At 58.6% G+C, this 19,856-nt stretch carries 18 protein-coding genes; 16 read left to right on the top strand and 2 right to left on the bottom strand.

Annotated features, from left to right (window positions below; genetic code table 11):
- Window positions 1–23: 23 nt before the first annotated feature.
- Both ACFO6V_RS28065 and ACFO6V_RS28060 read right to left on the bottom strand, forming a co-directional pair.
- A complete protein-coding gene (locus ACFO6V_RS28065) occupies window positions 24–1,193 on the bottom strand; it encodes an acyl-CoA dehydrogenase family protein (RefSeq protein ID WP_377142468.1) in 1,170 nt (389 codons plus the stop codon).
- 90 nt (window positions 1,194–1,283) lie between these two features.
- A complete protein-coding gene (locus ACFO6V_RS28060; protein WP_377142466.1) occupies window positions 1,284–2,456 on the bottom strand; it encodes a PucR family transcriptional regulator in 1,173 nt (390 codons plus the stop codon).
- Window positions 2,457–2,617: 161 nt separating this feature from the next.
- On the opposite strand from ACFO6V_RS28060, the gene ACFO6V_RS28055 reads away from it, so the two are divergent.
- The 16 genes from ACFO6V_RS28055 to ACFO6V_RS27980 all read left to right on the top strand — a co-directional run bounded on the left by ACFO6V_RS28055 (window position 2,618) and on the right by ACFO6V_RS27980 (window position 19,244).
- Window positions 2,618–4,321, top strand: coding sequence for an aldehyde dehydrogenase family protein (locus ACFO6V_RS28055; RefSeq protein ID WP_377142464.1), 1,704 nt, complete (start codon window positions 2,618–2,620; stop codon window positions 4,319–4,321).
- Window positions 4,322–4,436: 115 nt separating this feature from the next.
- The gene (locus tag ACFO6V_RS28050) at window positions 4,437–5,180 is read left to right on the top strand and encodes an AMP-binding protein (protein WP_377142462.1); all 744 of its coding nucleotides are present in this window, start codon (window positions 4,437–4,439) and stop codon (window positions 5,178–5,180) included.
- Complete coding sequence (locus tag ACFO6V_RS28045) at window positions 5,153–6,529, top strand: recombinase family protein (protein ID WP_377142460.1); 1,377 nt, start codon at window positions 5,153–5,155, stop codon at window positions 6,527–6,529. Before ACFO6V_RS28050 ends, ACFO6V_RS28045 begins: the two co-directional genes overlap by 28 nt.
- 602 nt (window positions 6,530–7,131) lie before the next feature.
- Window positions 7,132–7,431, top strand: a complete 300-nt coding sequence (locus tag ACFO6V_RS28040; protein ID WP_377142458.1) for a hypothetical protein — start codon at window positions 7,132–7,134, stop codon at window positions 7,429–7,431.
- A 273-nt stretch (window positions 7,432–7,704) separates the two neighbouring features.
- Window positions 7,705–8,979, top strand: a complete 1,275-nt coding sequence (locus ACFO6V_RS28035) for an AAA family ATPase (RefSeq protein ID WP_377142456.1) — start codon at window positions 7,705–7,707, stop codon at window positions 8,977–8,979.
- A gap of 293 nt (window positions 8,980–9,272) precedes the next feature.
- A complete protein-coding gene (locus ACFO6V_RS28030) occupies window positions 9,273–9,488 on the top strand; it encodes a hypothetical protein (protein WP_377142454.1) in 216 nt (71 codons plus the stop codon).
- On the top strand, window positions 9,485–9,697 hold the full coding sequence (locus ACFO6V_RS28025; protein ID WP_377142452.1) for a hypothetical protein: 213 nt from the start codon (window positions 9,485–9,487) through the stop codon (window positions 9,695–9,697). Before ACFO6V_RS28030 ends, ACFO6V_RS28025 begins: the two co-directional genes overlap by 4 nt.
- A 117-nt stretch (window positions 9,698–9,814) precedes the next feature.
- Window positions 9,815–10,129 (top strand): HNH endonuclease, encoded by a 315-nt coding sequence (locus tag ACFO6V_RS28020; protein WP_377142450.1) that lies wholly within the window; start codon window positions 9,815–9,817, stop codon window positions 10,127–10,129.
- Window positions 10,130–10,266: 137 nt separating this feature from the next.
- Entirely contained in the window at window positions 10,267–11,586 is a 1,320-nt protein-coding gene (locus tag ACFO6V_RS28015) for a hypothetical protein (RefSeq protein ID WP_377142448.1), read from the top strand.
- A gap of 119 nt (window positions 11,587–11,705) precedes the next feature.
- Complete coding sequence (locus ACFO6V_RS28010; protein ID WP_377142446.1) at window positions 11,706–12,647, top strand: phage portal protein; 942 nt, start codon at window positions 11,706–11,708, stop codon at window positions 12,645–12,647.
- A complete protein-coding gene (locus ACFO6V_RS28005; protein ID WP_377142444.1) occupies window positions 12,648–14,195 on the top strand; it encodes an HK97 family phage prohead protease in 1,548 nt (515 codons plus the stop codon). It abuts the gene before it with no gap.
- Between the two features lie 12 nt (window positions 14,196–14,207).
- Window positions 14,208–14,525, top strand: coding sequence for a hypothetical protein (locus ACFO6V_RS28000; protein WP_377142442.1), 318 nt, complete (start codon window positions 14,208–14,210; stop codon window positions 14,523–14,525).
- Between the two features lie 382 nt (window positions 14,526–14,907).
- A complete protein-coding gene (locus ACFO6V_RS27995; protein WP_377142440.1) occupies window positions 14,908–15,330 on the top strand; it encodes a hypothetical protein in 423 nt (140 codons plus the stop codon).
- A 477-nt stretch (window positions 15,331–15,807) separates the two neighbouring features.
- A complete protein-coding gene (locus ACFO6V_RS27990) occupies window positions 15,808–17,151 on the top strand; it encodes a hypothetical protein (protein ID WP_377142438.1) in 1,344 nt (447 codons plus the stop codon).
- 195 nt (window positions 17,152–17,346) lie between these two features.
- On the top strand, window positions 17,347–18,087 hold the full coding sequence (locus ACFO6V_RS27985) for a hypothetical protein (protein WP_377142436.1): 741 nt from the start codon (window positions 17,347–17,349) through the stop codon (window positions 18,085–18,087).
- Window positions 18,087–19,244, top strand: coding sequence for a hypothetical protein (locus tag ACFO6V_RS27980; protein WP_377142434.1), 1,158 nt, complete (start codon window positions 18,087–18,089; stop codon window positions 19,242–19,244). Before ACFO6V_RS27985 ends, ACFO6V_RS27980 begins: the two co-directional genes overlap by 1 nt.
- Window positions 19,245–19,856: the final 612 nt, after the last annotated feature.

Here is a 19,856-nt window from a genome sequence, read left to right as displayed (position 1 = left end):
GCACGCTCTACTTCGCGGAGTCGTCAGTCCAGGGGGCCCAGGAGGGACTGGGCGATCGTCGCGTGGGCGGAGTCGTCGCTGGACGGGTGGAAGATCCCCGCGAGCACGTCGCGGTAGAGGCGGCCCAGCTCGGACCCGTTGAAGTAGGTGGAGCCGCCGGACACGCGGACGGCCTGGTCCACGACCTCGCGCGCCGTCTCGGTGACGCGCACCTTCAGCCCGGCGGTCGCCCGGAACCAGCCCGCGCCCCGGTCCAGCGTGCTGTCCGACGCCGAGGCGTCGAGGTCGCGGGTGATCCCGTCGATCTGGAGCCAGACGCTGTCCTGGGCCAGGGCCATGTCGGCGATCCGACGGCGGACGTCCGGGTCCTGGCTGTACTTCTTGCCCGTCTTCATCGACGTGCGACGCTCCGCCGCCTCGACGGCGAGCTCCAGCGCCCGGTCCGCGATCCCCGCGTAGACCGAGGAGAGCAGCACCTCGAACGACGTGAAGATGCCCAGGACGTAAGGGTCGAGCGACGGCCCGGGCGGCAACAGCCGCAGCACCCGCTCCGCGGGCGCGTGCGCGCCGTCGAGCAGCGTGGACCGCGACTGCGAGGCACGCATCCCTATCGTGTCCCAGTCGTCGAGGATCTCGAACCCGCCGCCGTCACGCGTGACGAAGGCGTGCACGAGCCGGGGCTCGGCGCGCCGTCCGTTCTTCGACGAGTCGAGCCCGAGCACGCCCAGCCGGGTCCAGGCGGGGGAGTTCGACGTGAAGATCTTGCGGCCGTGGAACGAGTAGCCCCCCGCGCCGTCGGGCCGCGCCTCCGTGCGTGAGCCGAGCAGCACCAGGTCGTTGCCGGGCTCGGAGTAGCCGAAGCCGAAGATCTCTCCCTCAGCCGCCTCCGTCAGCAGCCAGTCCAGCGACGAGTCGCCGCGTTCGTGCAGGTAGCGGCCGACGCCTACCCACACGTGGTGCATGTTCACGGCCAGCGCCGTCGCGGGCGCGTGGGCGGAGAGCCTGGCCTGTTCACGAGCCGTCTCGCGGAGCGTGCGGCCCGCACCGCCGAGCGCTGTGGGGACCATCGCACCGAGGTAGCCGGCGGCCTGCAGATCGGCCAGGTCCTCGACGAAGAAGGCGTTGTCTCGGTCGTAGTCGGCGGCGCGCTCGCGCAGGGTGCCGAGCAGCTCGTCGGACAGGAGAGGGGTCACGTCCTGAGGTTAATGCGCAGGGCCAGGCCATGGGGTCGGAACGGCCATCGAATATCACCCTGCTCGTAGCCGCGCGGCGCTCCGGCGAGGCTAGGCCGGCTCGCCCTGGAGGCGGAGCGCCCGCACCGCCGTGTACAGCTCGGCCGCGGCCCGGGGGTCGTTGATGTCGCGGCCCGTCAGGTCGGCGACCCGCGCGAGCCGGTTCAGCACCGTGTTGCGGTGGCAGTGCAGCGCCGCCGCGGCCCTGGTGCCGGACCCGCCGTGCTCGAACCAGGCCTCGACGGTGGCGAGCAACAGCTCCTCGTCCCGCGGGTCACGGCCCCGGAGCCCGCTCAGCACCGTCGTCGCGAGCTCGGCGGCACGTTCGCCGTCGGCCACGAGCAGGGCGTCCAGCGGACGGTCGCCGTAGCGGGCGAGCCCCACCCGGCCCAGGGGCAGGGACCGCACCGCCGTGCGGGCCTCGACGAGAGCGGCGGGCGCGTCGGCCAGCCGGGTGAACGGCCGGCTCGCGCCGGTCCGGCTGTGTGCGGCGAGGCCCGTCAGGGCGTTGTACGTGTCCTCGGAGGTGCGCGCGGCCACGAGCGTCAGCCGGGCGCCCTCGTGCGTGAGCCAGCGGACGGTCGGCCGATCCGGTTCCGCGGCGCGGCCGTTCGAGGCCGGAGTCGTGCCCGTAGCGGGAACGGCGGGCATGCCGGGTGCCGTGACGGCGACCACGAGCATCACGTCGGCGGGGAGGGCGAGCGCGCGCCGGGCGGTCTCGAGGTCGTGCACCGCGCCGGTGAGGACGCCGCGCAGGAGCTCGGTGCGGGCCATGTTCTCGCTCAGGCCGGCGCTGGACTCGAGGTGGGTCCGCACCGCCACGTTGGACGAGCGGTCGATGGCGAACCAGACGCGCGACGAGGCGCGGAGCAGCGCGGTGGTGTCGGTCCGGGAGCGCAGCCGGCGGGCGAGCTCCTCCCAGATGCGCAGGCCGGCCAGCCGGTAGGCGTGCTGCAGCTGGTCCAGCGGCATGCCTTCGGCGGCGGTGACGCGGCCGGTCTCCCGCGCCGGTTCGAGCGACGACGGCTCGCCGGCGAGCGCGGCGAGGATCTCCGCCAGATTGGCCCGGACCAGGGGCTGGACGAGGGCGGCCGGGAGGTGGGCATCGGGATCGACGGGCTCGGCGTGCAGGATCTCGTCGGCGACCTGCTCGCTCAGCAGGTCGAGCGCGTCACGCAGGTCGTGCCGCCCACTGACGGCCCCACTGACGGCGATGTCCGACATGCCAGGCAGCCTAACGGCGGCGGCCGCACTGTGCACTGAAGGTCGAGATGTAAAGTCCGGGGGTCTCGCCCGGGGTTGTCGGCACCCCTAGGCTATTGCAGAGCGGGTCAGTGAGTGCGGGCCCGTACGGTCGGACGCAGTGCGGTCGAAGGAGACAGCTGATGAGCGTGACGGACACGCGAGCCACCACGGAGCGCGAGCTCGACAAGGCGGTCGAGGAGCTCAAGGCCGGTGCCGAACGGTGGGCACGGCTGCCGGTCGCGGACCGCGGTGCGCTGTTCCGGAGGGTGCACGCGGCGATCGCCGACGTCGCCGAGGAGTGGGTGACCGCCGCCGCCGAGGCCAAGCACATCGCGCCGTCCGCCCCCTACACGGGCGAGGAGTGGATGACCGGCCCGTACGGCGCGCTGGAGAGCGCAGCCACCTACGCGCGGTCCTACGAGGCGCTCGCGGCGGGTGGGTCGCCGCTCGAAGGGCTCGCCGTCGGGACCGCGCCGGGTGGGCGCGTGGCGGTGCGGGTGCTGCCGCGCACCGCCAAGGAGTGGGTGCTGTTCAACGGCTTCAAGGCCGAGGTGTGGATGCCGCCGGGCGTGCCGGAGCGGCAGGTGCGTGACGAGGCGGGCCTGCGGGCCGGCACGGTGGGCGAGTACGGCGGTGTCGGGCTGGTGCTCGGCGCCGGCAACGTGTCGTCCATCGCGCCGCTCGACGCGTTCTACGAGCTCGTCGCCCACAACCGCGCCTCGCTCGTGAAGCTCAACCCCACCTTCGCCGGCCTGCTCGACGTGTACCGCACGGCCCTCGCGCCCCTGATCGAGGCCGGCGTGGTCCGGATCGTCAACGGCGACGCCGCCGTCGGCGCCTATCTCACGCGGCACAGCGGCGTCGACAAGGTGCACATCACGGGCTCCGCCGTCACGCACGACGCGATCGTGTGGGGCACCGGCGAGGAGGCCGAGCGGCGTCGGGCGGCGGACGACCCGAGGCTCACAGTGCCGATCACGAGCGAGCTGGGCGGCGTCGCGCCCGTCATCGTGGTCCCCGGCCGGTGGAGCGCCGCCGACCTGCGGTTCCAGGCCGAGCACGTGGCCACCATGCGGCTGCACAACGCCGGGCACAACTGTGTGGCGGGCCAGGTGGTCGTGCTGTCGGCGGACTGGGCGCAGAAGGACGCGTTCCTCGCCGAGCTGCGGCGCGCCCTGGCGACGACGCCGCCGCGCGGCACCTGGTACCCGGGCGCCGACGCCAAGGTCGCGCGGGCCGCCGAGGCGCACCCCGACGCCGAGCGCATCGACGGCAGCCTCCTGATGGAGATCGCCGCGGACGACCCGGCGTGCGCCGACGAGTACTTCGCGCCGGTGCTCGCGTGGACGCAGCTTCCCGGGCAGGGCACGGCGTTCCTGCGGGCCGCCGTCGGCTTCGCCAACGACTCCCTGTACGGGACGCTGGGCGCCAACGTGCTGGTGCGGCCCGAGGACCGCAGGGCCGCAGGCGCCGTGTTCGACGCCGCGATCGCCGACCTGCGCTACGGCAACATCGCGATCAACGCGTGGACCGGCATGGGCTTCCTCCTGTCGGGCGCCACGTGGGGCGCGTTCCCCGGGCACACGGTGTCCGACGTCGGTTCCGGGATCGACGTCGTGCACAACGGGCACCTGCTGGCAGGGCCCGAGCGCAGCGTCGTGACGGGGCCGTTCCGCGAATTTCCGCGCAGCGTGCTGCACGGCGAGCTCTCGCTCTTCCCGAAGCCGCCGTGGTTCGGTAGCTCCCGGAGCGTGACCGACACGGGCCGGGCGCTCACCCGCTACGCTGCGGCGCCGTCGTGGAAGCGGCTGGTGCCGGTGCTGCTCGCGGCCTTCCGGTCGTGACGGCGGTCCGGCGCCGGGCCTGCGGGTGGGCTCGTGCGCGCGGAGCGTTCTGACGCAACAATGCTCGTGCACCGGGCCAACGGCGGCCCGGTGCCAGAGAAGAAGGAGACCGACGATGGTTGTCCGGAGCATGCTGCCCGACGTGGAGATCCCGCCCGTCAGCGTCCACGAGTACCTGTTCGGTGACCTCACCGGGGACGAGCTGGACCGCGTGGCGGTGGTCGACGGCGTCAGCGGGGCTCAGACGTCGTTCCGCTCGCTGCTCGCGCAGATCGACGCCGTGGCGGGGGCCGTAGCGGCGCGAGGCTTCGGCGTGGGCGACGTCGTCGCGCTGCACGCGCCGAACGTCCCCGCCTACGTGCCGGTGTTCCATGGCCTGCTGCGTGCGGGCGTGACCGTGACCACCATCAACGCCCTGTCGCCGAGCCCGGACATCACCAAGCAGCTCCTCGACTCGGGCGCCCGGCTCGTGATCACCGTCTCGGCGCTGCTCCTGGCGGCCGAGGCGGGCGCGAAGGGCGCGGGCCTCGCGCACGAGCACCTCGTGGTGCTCGACGGCGACTCCGCCGTGGCTGCCGAGTACACCTCCCTGGCCGACCTGCTGGCCGACCCGCACCCGGCCCCCGAGGTCTCGTTCGACCCGGCGACGCACCTCGCGGTGCTGCCGTACTCGTCGGGCACGACGGGGCACCCCAAGGGCGTCATGCTGACGCACACCAACCTCGTGGCGAACGTGGCGCAGTGCTTCGCGATCGGGGTGGAGCGCGACGACGTCGTGCCGTGCGTCCTGCCGTTCTTCCACAACGATGGTTCCAGTGAGACTCTGGAGTCATGGACACACGCACGCGACCACGGGTAGCCATCTACCTACGTCAGTCGATCACCAAAGATGACTCCTATTCTTTCGAGATTCAGGAAGCCGCATGCCGCGAACTTGCCGACCGTGAAGGATGGCAAGTTGTCGATATCTTCCAAGAGGCAAAGAGCACTTCCGCATCCAAAGGCGGAAAGGGCAACGCAGCCAAGCGTCCGGAGTTGGTTGCATTCCGTGAGGCATACGACCGGGACGAATTCGACTTTGGTCTAGTCCACGAAACCGCACGTCTCGCACGCAACATGGCGGACGGCGCACAGATCGTTTCTGACATGTACTACGCCTCTGTACTGGATGGCGTGCGGTACTTGGATGAAGACTCTGACGACTTCTCCCCACTGTTGAACATGTTGCTTGCGCACAAGTTCGCAAAGGACATCGGCAAGCGTTGGCGAGAGGCGCACAAGCGACGCTTTCTCCTAGGGCTTCCTCCCACGGGCGGGCACCAGTACGGCTACGTACAGGAGAAGGGTGCTTACCTTCCCGGGCCGGATGCTCCCAAGTTGACAGAGGCGTACCGACGCTTCATCAACGGTGCTGGCTTCCGTGTGGTCGCTGAGGTAATGGGCGTGGATATCCGCGTGGCACGTCGTGCGCTGGATTCAGGCTTTGGCGCTGGACTGTTCCTGTGGCAAAAGAAGCACTGGAGCGGCGCACACACAGCCGTAATCACTCACGGAGAGTGGCAGGCCTACCTCAAGGTCCGTGCGGAGCGTGCTGACATCCCTACGCGCTCACGTAACCCCAAGTACTGGCTCTCAGGTGTGGCGCACTGTGGCAAGTGTGGGGCGACGATGGTTCGCAATGGGCGCGGGATGCGCTGCACTGCATATGTCACCCGTGGAAAGTCCGTGTGCTCCGGCACGTGGGGTGACCTTAAGAAGATCGAGCGCAAGGCGTGGATGTACTTGGGTGCTCACTCCAAGGAATGGGCCGCAGCCATGCCCGCATTCGAGGATGAGGAGCAGCGAGCAAACGCAGCGCTGCTAGATGCCACAGCCGAGCGGGACGCAGCACAGGAGCAGTTGGACGGAGCCGTTAAGCGCGTGCTGTTGGGTGTCGTCACGGAGCAGGAAGCCGCGCCCATCCTCGCGGAACTCCGTGCATCGGTGAGTGAGGCTCAGGAGAAGATGAATGCCGCTGAGGCTGCACTAGCAATGGCGCGGCCTGCCGATGACTGGAGCGCAATTCTCCGTGTGGTGGGCTACAACGACGAAGAGGGGGACATCTTCGATGAACTCGAACCGGAGGAGTGGAACGCGGTATTGAAGCGGCTAATGCGGATTACCGTGTACAACTACGAACACATTGAAATCGGTCCCGCAACGGCCTAAACACACGGTTTCAGCAAGGGAGCCTCTGGCATTTCGCCGGAGGCTTTCTTATGCCCTTATTCTAAATGCCTATGTGCTATAATAATACCTAAGCCGGAAAGGATTAAAGAATGGCAAATTTAAGAGATGAAGTCTCAGTACTAAAGCAGCGCAAGACACGAGCGCTACAGGCAGCCGAGAGGCTAGAAGCACAGGCACGCGGCAAGCGAGACCTAGCCGACGACCTAGCACTACAAATCGCGTTCGCAGAGGCTGAGCCTGTGCGCATAGAGGGCGGCTACCAGCGTGGCGGTGCAGCGTGATGGAAGTAATAGCAATCGCACTCGGAGTAGTGGCGCTAATCCTCCTCAACGTGAGGATCTACCAACTCACCAAAGAGCGGGACCATGCGGTATCCCATCTCGCGGATTACAGAGCGACGATAGATCGACTCGAAGAAAAGACCCGTGAGGCTGAGAAGGAACTCCGTAAGGCTTGGGCAACTTTAGATGAGCAGGCGTCAGAATGATTACGGCACTAGCGGTAGTCGGAGCAATAGTCGCCGGTACGTATGCCGGGGAAGCAGTAGTAAGAGTTATAGCAAAGGAAACAAAATGAGAAATATGATCAGCGAAGCAAAAGTAATCGAGGCACTAGAAGTTCTAGGTTTCAACTTTGGGCCTGACGAAAACACGGAATACAGCGTAAACATCCGCCTAGGTCTCAGCCGTAGTGACATTGAGTACACCATAGCGGAGATAGGAAAGAACGTCACACATGAACGCATCTACATCATGAACACGGACCGAGTAGGAGAACAAGTTGCGTCTCTTGAGAAAACATCAAGGGTGTTACAGGCAGAGATTAGAGAACTTGAGGAATTCAAGGCTCACGAGTTAGAAGCAAAGGAAGAAACAAAATGACAGAACAAGAACAAGATGCAGCGCTAGCGCTACTCAGAGAGCACCTAGATTTACTGCTCCGATTCACCACGGGAGCGCAGCCGTTCACGTGGGAAGAGTTAGCGGATTACGTTAACAACCCGCCTGAGTGATTTAGGGCAAAGAGAAGCCCTCCGGGAGTGGGAGACCGGAGGGCAGAAATGCATAGTTTAGTGACACTGAAAGACGTAAGAAGGATCTGAACTGCTTACGTAACTATTATATCATAAGGCCCTTGGGCCAGAAGGATTCGAAATGGAATACAGAAAGTACATGCAAGACCCTGAGGTGCAGCGAGTCATGAATGCTTCCAATGAGGAAGTGCGAGAACTCATAGACGAGATGCAACAGCAGGAGAAGCAGCAACAAGGAATCAATCTCACGGTCAACGTGAACACAGGGGAGAAGAGCCTTAACGAACGTCTAGTTGAGACTGCCGACCCTACCAAGCGTGACAAGTTGCAAGAGGCTCTAGCCTCGGAAGGACCGCAGCCCAACCGCCTAGCCAAAGACAAGATGGATTGGCTACTCAGTGAGCCGGATATCTCGATGCTCATTGACGGGAAGATCCACGCAGCCGGTATCGGCCAACTGTTTGGACCCTCCTACACAGGAAAGACAATCATCTGTCTCGACCTAGGGCTATCCATCGCAGCAGGGCTCAAGTCCTGTGCACTGGGAGACCTGGAATTAACTGGAATGGATGTTGTCTACTCCGCTATGGAAGGTGGAGCAGCATTCCGAAAGTACGTACGTGCTTGGTTCGCTGCACATGAAGAGGCAGACGTAGAAGAAACCATGTCCCGATTCTGGGTGCTTGACGGCGCGATGAATGAGGGAGTCATGGTAGGTGGAGAGGCTTCCGCAGAGTTCGGCATCGGACGCCTAGAAGCGGAGATAGCCGAACTCGGTATTACTCCGGCTCTGGTCATCTACGACACACAGATTGACACGCTCGCTGTAGACGAGAACAACAACACAGAAGCCGCTGAGGCTCTGCGCACGTTGAAGCGCTATCACGATGCAGCCGGATCGTTCGGGCTGCTTATCCACCACACAGGCCACGACAAGACCCGTGCCCGTGGAGCGTCATCCTTCCGAGGAAAGTTAGACATGATGGTTGGTCTTGAGCCTGGCAATAGAGGCTCCGTCAAGGTCCGTTGGACCGACAACGAGAACTCCAAGGTCAAGGGGTTCGAGCGTCCCGACGCTGACACAGTTCTCCGTATCGAGACGGCTCACCACATGGGCCAGCCGGTAGGCGGGTACGTGAAGCGCCTAGACGGCCTAGAAGCCGCTCTAGCGGGACGTAGCGCAGCCGATGACGCTAGGGACGCTCAACTCTCCGCCGACCGTACGAGCGTGCTTGATGCGATCCGTGAGGCTTACAACTCCAAGTCTGCTATCAAGACAAAGACAGGTCTCACACGTCCACGTATGGACAAGGCCATTGACTCCCTGATTGATGAGGGAACCATCTATGACGCGGACTCACGAGACACACGCTCCGAGTATCGCATTAGGCAGTAATGGTTATGCTGTTGTGCAGGGGCTAAAGCCCCCCTGCATAACAGAACAACCAACCACGTTATGCAGTTGTGCATAACAGGTTGTGCAGCATAACGACATAACCAAGAGTAGGACTAGGCACAGAGCCGAGAGAATGACGGAGAGACGTTCACCTAAACAGGAGAACGAGAAATGTACGAAGAAGATGTAATTGCTTACGCGATATGGGAGTTAGAACACCTTGCCAACGGTGAGGGTAAGTGGCACAGGCTATATCGCCACGCTGTAATTGGATATGGAGTAGAGGAAGATAGATGAGGGATGCAACGCAGAACAGGGCAGAGATGTATCAGAAGGTCTATGAGGAGAATGAACTAGCAGCACCAGCGGTTGCAGCATTCATAGACAGCCTAGAGATAATCATGCTAGGTCACCAAGAAAGATACGGAGTCGAACTACACGACCCGATGGTGGTTCATGAGATGGTGTGGTTATATGTAAGCAACCTTAGGAACAAGGAGAAGCGATGAAGAAGCCGGTTGTGTGGTTCATATCGATTGTGTCTGCGTTGCTTGCGTATGGCGGAGCATCGTGGGCTTGGGCAGAGTTCGGACCTGAGGGACAGAAGGAGGACGCAACAGAGCAGTGCATAGCCGGGCGTATCAAGATGATTCCGGAGTGGACATTGGAAGAGATAATGGCCGACTGTTCGGAAGAGAACGGGTACACAATCAAGTAGGCAGCAGTAACGACTCAAGGCCGGGGCATTAGCCCTGGCCTTTGTCATGCCCGGAAGTGCTCACGGATTAAGACGGATTGAGGGATAATTAGGAGGGATTAGGAATGTAGAGGATTCATGCCACGAAAGGACACACGCCGTAACACAGATTGGAACGGCAGCAAAGTAAGAACAGCCCGTAAGTTCTGGGCTACTCAACTACCCCTTGGTTGCTACCAGTGCGGCAGGCCTGTGCTGCCTGAGCGCGCATGGGTAGTGGAGCACATCATGCCCCGTGCATTAGGCGGAGGAGATGGGGTAGAGAACCAATGGGTATCTCACCGCACTTGCTCCAACAAGTCAGGCTCCAAGGTTCGCGCGGCTAAGAACTCCAAGGAGATTCGAACACAGGCAGTGGACTCACAACGAAGTGAGGGACTGCAACCGTGGTAATCACGCAAGATCCGTCGCAATCCGTCGAAGTTGCGGACGTTTTTTTAGAAACCGTTGACAGCCCTCGCTTGAGTGCCTCTGCCTTTTTTTTCGTAGCCGACTCCGAAAGGAGCCGACGCGGGGCGGATCTACTCGGAATGACAGCACATCCGCACCAATTAGCACTAGGCGCGATGTTGGACAAAGGCGTAGAGACCAACGCCATCTGTTGGGGACGCCGTAACGGCAAGACTGAGGCTGTATGGATGTGGCTTCTAGGTCTTCTCGACTCGGAGCCGGACACGTTCGTTGTCATGACAGCCCAGACAGCCGTTAAGGCACGTGAACGCTTCATGGCTCACGCACGCCGCTTGGATCGCCACTATCCGGAGGATGCCGGAGGACCAAAGATCCGCAAGGGTGCCGTAGTTGACATGGACTTCCAGAACGGCTCTCGCCTTTGGGTGGTCGCTCCGGATGAGGATTCATTCCGTGGAGACGAAGCACGCGTTGTGTTCTTTGATGAGGCACAGTCCTATGACAAGGAACGCGGCGAGTCGTTGAAGCAAGGCGCGATGCCGCTACTTGACTCCGTAGACGATGGGCAAATCATTCTCGCCGGTACCCCCGGCAATGTTCGCGCGGGTTGGTTCTGGGATGCGCTAAACCTAGGAGCCAAGGAAGAGCCTGGACACGTCTCCTCATGGCTCTCAGCCGGAGATGACATCGCGGCAGTCGATCTTGACGACGAAGACGTATGGCGCTCTGTGCTTCCCGGCATCGGCACCATTACGACTCTCGACAAGATGCGTGCACGCCGCGCGGGTCTGAGTGATCCGGCATGGGCACAGGAGTACCTAGGCATCTGGCCCAAGGTTCTCGGAGAGACAGCGATATCGGCTGAGGCATGGGAGAACACCTGCCTTGCCGCTGACGGCTTCCCGGAGCTGCCAGACGCGTTCGCGCTCGCTCTGTCGGTACTTCCGCCCAACGACGCGGCTAGCAGCCTCACAGCGGCGTACAGAGACGCTGACGGGCACGGCTACGTCACGACGCTGCACCACCAAGGCGGGACCGCCGGCCTAGCCCGCGTCGCCGGCGAAATTCTGACCAAGTACCCAAGAGTGCGTCTGGTCTATGACGGCATCGGAGCGAACAACGAACCAATCAAGGTTCTTGAGCGTGACACACGCCTACGCAGCCGAGTTCACAAAGTGACAAGCGGAGATGTGCAAGCGGGGCAAGCCGCACTTGTGCGTGAACTCCATGAGGGAACTGTCTTCCATCGTGAAGGGCAATCCGGCATGGACACCGCCGCAGAGTCTTTGCGCTGGAACGAAGCCGCAGACAAAGGCCGATGGTTCGGCTTCAAGAAGTCAGGAGCGGACATCTCTCCGCTTTCTGGTGCAGCACTAGCGCTCTGGGACATAGACCAGAACGTTCCACGCAAAACAATCACGAAAGTGCACAAAGCGTAGTAAAATGTATTTAGAAAGGTACACGTACGTAAATGGTTAACCTAAACCCCTTCAAAGGATTCCGAAACAGCGCAGAACTCCTCAGCCCCTTCACACCGACTGGGCTGCAAAGTGTTGCTATGGCTGACATATTCGGAGACCTAGAAAGATTCCCCCCTACTCGCGCTGACGCGATGCTTTGTGGCCCAGTCGTAAAAGGCCGCGCACTCATTGCAGGGACTATCTCCCGCTTGCCGCTATATGCCGCGCGTGGAGAAGAGCAACTATCTCAGAAGGAACAACCAACGTTCCTCTACCGCTCCAATACCGCGATGGGTCCACGCCTACGACTTTTGCTCACAATGGATGACTTGCTCTTCTATGGCGACTCTCTGTGGGCAGTAGAACGCGGTGCAGCCGGACAAATAGTGGATGCATACCGCGTAGACCGTAGCCGTTGGTATTACGACACCAACGACGGAACCACAATCCTCCTAGACGGCAAGGACGTAGACAGCCGCAAGATAATCCACTTCATCGGTCCACAAGAGGGCCTGTTGGATATCGCCGGTATTGAGATTCGCTCATATATCGATCTTCTTAAGGTTCGTGCCGCTCGCTTGCGTAATCCCGCACCAGCGACACGCCTTGTTGAAACTCAAGAGCAGAGATACACACCTGAGGAACTTGACATCTTGCTAGATGGTTACAAGACCAACCATAAGGCAGATTCAGACTCTGTTGTTCACGTTCCTTTCGGTTTGAACCTAGAAGAAGGTGCGACACAGACTGTTGAAATGTTCGATGGTCAAGCCAACCAACTTGCACTTGCTTTCGCAGAGAAGATGTCAATTGAGCCTGAATTAATCGGTGGCGCATTAGATGTGTCGTCCATTGAATACCAGAATCAACAGGGTAAGCGCTCATGGTTCATCGATATGAACCTTGCGTATTGGCTAGATCCAATACTTGAAACGCTCTCCAAGGACAACGTAGTACCGAAAGGACAATCGGTACGCGCTGACCTTTCCGGATTGGTAGCACTACCTCAGCCGGAGAATACAGAAGTACGTGAAGACTAAATGCAACTATTTGGAACATTGCTAGCGGCAGATACCGATAGCAGAACTCTTAAGTACCTCCTACTTCCATACGGCAAGGCTGGCAGCACATCTGCCGGTCTGGTTCAAGCAAGTGAGGGAGCGGTCACCGTTCCCCAGATTGCCGACCTTGAGCCGTTGAACATGGAGCATGACCACACCCGACCTGTAGGCCGCTTCTCCAGCGTCACAGAGACTCCTGAGGGCTTGGTAGCAGAGGTAACACTCTCCACCACCACAGCAGCCAATGACGCTCTCCTAGAAGCACGTGAGGGACTACGTAGAGGTATCTCCGTAGAACTCCGTGACGTAGTGATCCGTGCAGGCCGATTGGTCAGCGCTGTTCTCTCCGGAGCAGGCCTAGTTGCCCGTCCCGCTTTCTCTGACGCTTTGCTAATCGCGTCAGACCAGGGAGTGGAGCGCGTAGCCGTAGATACAGAAGATCTACCAGAAATTTCCGAGGCATCCTCTGTCGCGGACGAGGAAGAGGCAGAAGCCGAAACCTCTAATGAAGAAACAGAAATCGAAACCACAATGGAAAACGAAATCACCCCTGAGGCAGAGGAAACATACCTCGCAGCCTCTGCACCTGTTGGTCTTCCCTTCAACAAGGGAAACCACAACAAGCCAAACCTCACAGCGAATGATGTATTCAAGGCTGTACAGGATGGCAACGCAAAGGAACTTACCGCTGCACTTGCACAGACAAACTCCGCAGACCTAACAGCACCTGTTGGCGCTGACACATGGCTAGGAGAAATCTGGAACAAGGTCGAGCGTAAGGACATCGTTGCTGACCTAGTAACCGTCAAGCCTCTTAACTCCCGCAAGGTCAAGGGCTACCACATCACTAACGTTGATGAATTTATTGCGACCGATTGGGCGATGGATGGCTCAGAAATCGCTTCTGTTGAAGCCGAGGTAGACGACGATGAAGCAACAGCGACTCGTTACGGTCTTGCTCTTTCCGTAGATCGCTCATTCCAGGATCTAGGAGAAGAGGAATTCGTAGAGTCCTACTCTCGCAAGGTTGCTAACGCAGTCTCCAAGCGTCGTGACGCAAAGGTTCTTAATGCCCTTACTAACCTCTCTGCTTCTGTGACCGCTAACCCTGGTGCAGTTCCTGCCGGAGTGGACCCAACTCTAGTCCGCATCGTTGACGGAATCCTTTACCTACAGGATCGCGACCTAGCACCCGCATATGTACTTCTAGGTGCAACTGCATTCCGTAACTACAGCCTTATCTCTGTAGACGACCGCCGCGCATTCCTTACAGAAAGCCTTGGTCTAGATGGTGGAGCACTTGACGGAGTAAAGATCCGCAGAGTTCCTGCAAACCACCCAACATTCGGCGCTGAGACTGTCATTGTCGCTACCAAGACTGCTGTAACTCTTCACGAGCCAGCCGGTACCCCATTGCGCGTTGACGCAACAGCACTCTCCATCGGACAACTTGAGCGCGCATTCTTCGGATACGCCGCAATCCTTGTCAACGAGGGTGAAGCCGTACAGATCAACGCAACAGCGTAAGGAGGTTAGGGCATGGCTTGGAATGACATAGGTTCCGCGCTAATCACGGAGGTATGGGCCGATGCCCCTACCTTCAATGTGAATGCCCTTACTGCATACCTTGAGGCGGCGCACACACAGTGCGTCGCCTACGCCCCGGCTTTGGTTGACGATGCGGATATTCCGCAGAGTTACCTACTAGCCGAGATTATGCAGGCAAGAGCACTCGCTAACAGCATGACCGCTGGAACTGCTGACCAATTCGGAGATGGCTTTGCTGTCACCGTCTACCCGATGGATTGGAACGTTAAGAACCTACTCCGTCCAAAGACACAGATTAGGTTCCACTAATGGAAAGCGGAAGAAAGAAGATCGTTGAGGCACTAGAGACACATGCTCCGTCACTCACGGTTTATCCGTATGACGCGGGGATTAGTGCAATTGGCTCTCCTGTTGTGTTGGTCTACATGTCCAGTAGGGCACGTACTAGCGGTCTACAGATGCTCGATTCCGTGCGCGTTGTGATTGTTGGTCCCTGGCAAGACTTGGGAACAAAGGTCACTTCGACACAAACAGGAATTGATCTACTGGAAGACCTCATTGACGAAGTCACCGAGGCTATCGAAAAAAGCGGCATCTCAATATGGAGCACTGCCGATTACGTCATCTACAAGGAGACGTTGCCCGCGTTCGAAATTAACGTGGACGTACCCACACGAAAGAATTATTCATAATGGCAACACTAGATATTCAACCCCTAGTAATGCTTGACGTCATCTGCAATATCAGCCTTGCGCCAACTGGCGGAGATGACTTCTCAAAGCACCTTGACGCGGTAACCCTTACACCTACCGCATCTGCAATCACATGGACCGGTCTTGGAAAGAATACCTTCTCCGCTACACAGACCGCTACTTGGTCTGCTGTTCTCAACTATGCACAGGATTGGGAGAGCGCTGTAGACGAAAGCCTCAGCCGCTTCCTATTCGACAATGAGGGTGTAACCCTCTACATCGAATTCCGCCCAATGCGTGGCGCTGGAACCACCTGGACCATTGAGGCAACCGCTTCTCCTGGTGCAATTGGTGGAACTGTCGGAGCAGTTGCAACAGCATCTGTAACTCTCGGCTGCACTAAGCCAGTACCGAGCGTCTAATGGAAACCAACGGCGCGGAGAAATTGCGTAGTGCTGCTACTGCACTCCGTGCCGTTGGGCCGGATGTGCGTAAGCAAACGCAGTCCGCAATTCAGCAGAACGTATCTCCGATGTGGAGCCAGGCTATCAAGAGCCGCACCCGCACTAAGACAGATACACGCATCCTCGCAGGTAACCCAAAGGTCACCGGAGGAGCAAAGCCAACTCTGACAGCCGCTAACTCAGCGGCGCGTCTAGGTGGTCGCACGCCTGCAAAGAGCCTGTGGCCACAGTACGAGTTCGGAGACGGCAACAAGACTTACAAGACCTATGACCGTAAGGGACACAAGGTCCGTAGACGTACCCAGAACCAACTACCCAACCGCAAGAAGAGTGGACGAGTTCTGTATCCAGCCTTTGCGGAGATTGCTCCGCGTATCGCGTCACTGTGGACTCAAACAGTGATCCGAACAATTTATGAAGCATTAGGAAAGTAGCATGGCCGATTTCAAGATTGAACTTGATTTAGACGAGACTCCTGCCGTTAAGGCAGCGGGTAAGGTCGGTGACGCTTTAGAGCAGGTTGGCGACGAGTTCAAGAAACTCGAACAGGCTGACATAGATTCCGGCCAACTAACAGATGTAGCAGACGAAGCGGGTAAGGCTGACAAAGCCACTCGCGAACTTGCCGACGCCATGGATAAGGCGGAGAAGAGTGCAGGCCTTTCTAACTCCGAGTTCAAGGCAGCACAGGGAGTTCTACGCCTAGTTAAGCAACAAGCCGAGGAAACCGGCCGCAGCCTTGAGGAAGCGTTCAACGACATTGAAACCTACGCCGAGAAGGCAGGTAATGCGCTGGATGAACGCGTGCTCGCAAAGGCTAAGGAACTCGGAAACCGTGGACCAACTGAAATCGAGAAGGTCCAAAATGCTCTCAAGGATATTCAGACGGCCGCAGATGACATTGATATCGATGTTGACACGTCGGGTATCAAGAGACTTGATGATGAATTCGACAGGGCTGCTAAGGGAGTAGATGACTTTAAGGATGAGGCAAGCGGAAGCATGCGTGAAGCCGCTGCATCATTCGACGGTTCCGCAGAGTCGATTCAAGGCGTATTCCAGGAAATCTCTGCTAGCGCTCTTGCCGGATTCGGTCCGGCTGGTGCTCTTGCTGGTCTAGCAACTGCTGTTGGTGCTGGTGCGCTGTTCAACTACATCAACGCTGAGGCAGAGAAGACAAAGGAACGTCTCGCAGAGGCATTCCAAGACATGGTGGACAACGCCGCTGGTGCGTTCTCTCAGGGATTCATTGAGGGAAACCTAGCGAACATCTTTTCTGGTGCAGATGAAGCCGTGGTGAGCCTTGAGAAGTTGAAGCGTACTTCCGAGGAAACCGGAGTGTCGGTTGAACTCCTAGCCCGCGCATATGCAGGCGACATGTCAGCAATGGAAGAGGCTACGGAGCAACTACAGCGCAAGATCGGTGACGATTCCGAGATTCTTGGGTATGAGGCTGCAATGAATACAGCAACCGGTCACACCCTAAGAGACCTTGAGAAGCAACGTAGAGACTGGAACTCAACAACTAGCCGAGTTCAAGGATACGAGCGCGCAATCAGGGACATTCCTAATAGCAGCCGTACCGATGTCAGAGTTACTGACAATGGAAGTGCCCGTAAGACGAGAGGCGAGATTAGGGATCTTGCCGAATATGCAGGAATCAAGAGAACTTCAGAAATGGGCGTTCGACTTGATCCTACTCAGGCATACATAGATGCTGCGAACATTCGTGAGCACATCTACAGAACGCCTGCAATAGTACAGGTAAAGGCAGTTTAAGTAATGGCAACAATTACAGCAGATAGCGCAACGGAGGTTGGCGTACGAATCAATGGGACACCCGACCCACGATTGACCGCAACGACAATGGCTTTGAGCGGTGCAACTGCAACGGACACTCACCCGGCTACTGGCGCGCCAGACGGAGGCTCTTATTTCCGTAGAACAATCTCAGTAGCCAACACAGGTTCTCCAATGACAATGAACCTGTCGCCGGGAACTACCAGTTCAATCCCAGTTATCGCGGGGGAGTCCTACACAGGCTCTTGGTACGCCAAGAAGAGTGCAGGAACCATCAATACCTACATGGCTGTTACGTGGTTCTCCTCCGTTGGTTCCATCATCACGGGTAACACGGGGAGCAACTACGCGCCTACAACTACGTGGACTCGCTACTCCGAGACTTGGGAAGCGCCAGAGCACGCAGCATTTGCACAGCCGTCTATTCGTTGGTCAGGTACGGCGACGAGCGGTCAGACTCTCGACTTTGCACAAGCACAGTGGGAGAAAACCGCGACTCTAGATGACTACTTTGATGGCGACTATCCAGATAGCGAGTGGAGCGGAACTCCTAATGCGTCGTCATCCGTGACGGACATCAGCAACATTGTTCGACACACTCCGGCTCTGGTATTCGACTACAGCACAACTCGTGGAGCCGGAAGCATCGTTCACGAGACGTTGGCATCTGGGTACCCCTACACATCCCTACGCGCTCCACAGAGCCGTACAGGCACGCTCTCGACTGTCTGGGACAGCAGGGCTGCCGCTCTGGCTGCTGAGGCTGCTCTGAGCGTCCCTGAGCGCTTCCAGTTCGAGGAGCCGGAAGAAGACATTGACTTCTTCTTCATCGTCTCCGGTGACCTCACGCTAGAGGCTATTCCAGGCACTGACTATTGGATCATCCGCATTAACTTCCGTGAGGTGAGTCCATAGTGATTACCTCAACCCCTACATGGACATTGACGATGGGCTACGTACAACTGCCTATCCTCTCTGGAACTCTCAACATCAGCGCTCAGGCAATGCCTGCCGTTGGTGGTGGTTTCGTTGTTCCGTTCGATCAACAAATTTATGATGCGTTGGATGCACGTAGTTTTACTCTTAATGAGTTGACCGTTCGTGGTGAGCGAACCTATTGGACAAGCAACTCACTTGCCTATCTGTCGGAGATGTTCGAGGGAATGACTCTAGGAGAGGTGTCCGCAGCGTTTGACGGAATGACTCTAGGAGATGTCTCCGAGATGTTTGGAACTCCACTTACAGAAGGTGCTCCGGCTGAGAATGAATCCATCGATTTGACTCTATACAGTCGTGGCGTCTCCAAAGACCTTAGAAGCGGCACTATGACAATTATTGTCAGTTCATCTGAGGTATGGCTCACTGACTGGGCTATTGCCAACTCTGCGGACGTTGCTGCATTGGATGAAGTGAAAGACTCTCTTGCTCCGAACACACTACGTTGGAACGTGGAGCCTGCTGTTTCGGTTGCAATTGGCAAGGATGTTGACTTTGGCCCGTATGGCGGCAATGCAATGTCAGGAGAGTATGAAGTACCAGACCTCAAGGGAATGACAGCATTTGAGGCAATCCGTGGAGCACTAGAAGACAAGGACTTGTCTTTGCGTGTGCAACCCAACGGAGACTTTGTACTCAAGCCGCCAATGTCCAACATCACGGGCAACCTTGATTGGTTCGAGTTCTGGCCTTACGACACCATCGACGTGGTAGAGGAAGTGAACCGTAATGGTGACTGGTACGACTCCGCTTATCTAATCTCTCGACAGGACAGCGGAGCACTTAAGACAGCCGGTTACCCGTCAACGTTCCACTCCCGTACATGGGTGGAGTACATGCCTGACAACACAAAGCCGACTACGGCAATGGCGCAAGCAATCGTGAACAGAACCAAGAAGCGTGGACACACGATCACGCTTACTGCTCCCGCACGTATGGGAATCTGGTACAGAGATTACTTTGTCTATTGGCCCGTGCTGGAGCCTGTGGAATCAGAAATTGTCTGGCAAGTGGACAGCGTCTCATATGACTTGTTCACAGATCGAATGACTCTAACCGGAATAATCCCGGATTAGCAGTACAGGGCAGTAGCCCTAGCAGTACAGAATTAAGGAAAGCAATTATGGCTCTAGATTCGAATGGAGTATGGCAGTACACGGCGGATGAGACAGCAAGTCCATTCCCTGAAATGTTGAACCGTGGTATGGAGAGTGTCAGTGACGCTATCGGCCCGCATGTAGTTGACTCGGGTTGGATTTCGGTTTCCAGTTTTGAGACTGGATGGGGCAGCCTAGGTGCAGTCGGAAGTAGTACTCACGTTGAATACCGACGTGTTGGGTATTTGGTTGAGGTTCGTGGTCTGGTTGAAAGAACTGGTGCCGACATTGGACCGAGCGTATCCGCAGACCTGTTTACGCTTCCTACCGGTTATCGACCTAGCCGTTCGATACACGATATCCAACTCTCCAATGCACAGTTGGTAACCCAAGGTGCATCTACCGGAACAGCCCACACTCACGCCGTTATGACTTCATCCACATCAGGTCCCGGGCTTCGTGGATCACTTTCCAATAGTACGGGGTTGTTCTCAGTGGTTTTCCCCGCTGGTGTAACTCTCGTCACGGGAAAGTGGATTTCCGCACATCTAATGTTCTTGGTGGACTGAGCCATGACCGCAGAAGATATAG

Origin of the sequence: Promicromonospora alba (assembly GCF_042654905.1) — a bacterium.
Taxonomy (GTDB): Bacteria; Actinomycetota; Actinomycetes; order Actinomycetales; family Cellulomonadaceae; genus Promicromonospora; species Promicromonospora alba.
This window is presented reverse-complemented; position numbering and strand designations above follow the sequence as displayed.